The sequence below is a fragment of the Streptomyces sp. NPDC000594 genome (genome assembly GCF_040299965.1).
In the GTDB taxonomy this organism is placed as follows: domain Bacteria; phylum Actinomycetota; class Actinomycetes; order Streptomycetales; family Streptomycetaceae; genus Streptomyces.
The window spans coordinates 1-1,462 of sequence record NZ_JBEPCY010000078.1 but is presented as its reverse complement, the minus strand read 5'-3'; the positions used below and the strand labels follow the sequence as shown (position 1 = coordinate 1,462).

At 69.1% G+C, this 1,462-nt stretch carries 2 protein-coding genes; one reads left to right on the top strand and one right to left on the bottom strand.

Annotated features, from left to right (window positions below):
• A partial coding sequence (locus tag ABT354_RS37960) for a hypothetical protein (protein WP_351502628.1) occupies positions 1–247 on the top strand: 247 nt, incomplete at its 5' end.
• Here the strand turns inward: ABT354_RS37960 and ABT354_RS37955 are convergent.
• Positions 222–1,388, bottom strand: coding sequence for an IS4 family transposase (locus ABT354_RS37955; protein ID WP_351502626.1), 1,167 nt, complete (start codon positions 1,386–1,388; stop codon positions 222–224). The genes ABT354_RS37960 and ABT354_RS37955 overlap by 26 nt on opposite strands.
• Between the last annotated feature and the right edge of the window lie 74 nt (positions 1,389–1,462).

Genomic DNA, 1,462 nt, shown 5'->3' with positions numbered 1-1,462 from the left:
CAATGCCGTTGCGTTACGGGCTTGCGGGTGGGGGTCTGGTGATGAGGACGGCTTGGGGGCCGGTGCGGGCCGGCTGAGGCCAGGCACGGTGCTCGGTTCGCCTGAGGTGGTAGTTGGACATCTTGCGTTTGACGACACGGGGCTGGCTGCGGAGCCGTCTGACGGGAAGGAGTCGTTCCAGGAGATCCTGCTCCAGCAGCACCAGCGCTTTGACCAGGAGGTCAGGGGGAAAAAATGCCCGGTGTGACGGTCACGCTGCGCCGGGCGGAGCGCAGGGTCTCGGTGAAGGAGATCCGGTCGGGGTCCAGGCCGCGGGTGGCTGCCGTTCTCAGCATGAGTTCGCGCAGTGCGTGATGGACCAGGAGGTGTGCCCAGATCTGCTGGCGGACGCCCTCGGGCGTTTTGCTGCTGAGGACGACGCGTGCGCCGCGCTGGTGGGTCTTGATCTCTGCGAACACGGACTCGACCTCCCAGCGCTCGCGGTAGAGCGCGGCCAGCTGCCGGGCCGGATACCGCCGGGCGTCCAGCAGGGTGGTGACCAGGCGGTATCCGTCGGCCCCGTCCTTGCCCGCCTGGTCTTTGAGCCGGTAGGCCAGGACACGGACCACGACAGGCTCATCACGGGCGGGGCCGCTGCTGGCTCTGATCCGGGAGAGCCACGACCCGTCACGGAACTGCCTGGTGACGGGCAGAACGCGGTTGGCCGGCACCCGCCACAGCAGATCGGCGCCGGTGGCGGAGAACGCCTGCCACAACGGGACACCGAGGAACTCCCGATCGGCCAGGACGAGCTGACCCGGGCCTGCCGAGCGCGGCAGGCGGCCCACCAGAGTGACTTCCCCGGTGCGGCAGCCGGCCAGTTCCGCGTCCAGCACCGCATGGCTGCCGACCTCCACCAGCGCTGCCATCCGCACCTGCGGAAACGCGCTCCGGCCCGCCCCGCGGGCACTGCCCGGACGGCCGAAGGCGGCCTCGTTGGCCTCGCTGTCCGCAACATCCCAGCACGTGCCGTCGACAGCGAGCAGCCGCAAATCCCGCCAGAACGCCCCGGGCGTCGCCAGGGTGGCCATCGGCTTCGCGGTCGTGGCGAACAGCACCCGCAGCGGTTCAGAGCCCAGCCGCTCCCGGGCCCTGAACAGCGAGGACTTCGCCGGAACACGCCAGTTGCCCAGCAGCCCCACACCCCGCAAACCCTCGACGAGATGCCGCATCACTTCCAGATACGGAGCAGGCGAGAACAGGGCCAGCCCCAGCACGAAGTACACCACCAGCCTCGCTGGCAGCAACCGCTGGCGTTGCTCGGCCCGCCCGCACGCCGCCACCACCCGGTCCACCAAACCCGGCGGATACACCCAGGTCAGGAGACCAAGACCCGATAAGTCAGACACACTCGCAGCCACCTGAACCACCCCCGGGACCCACTACCAAACACAGTACGCCCACCACAAAGACAACGGCATTG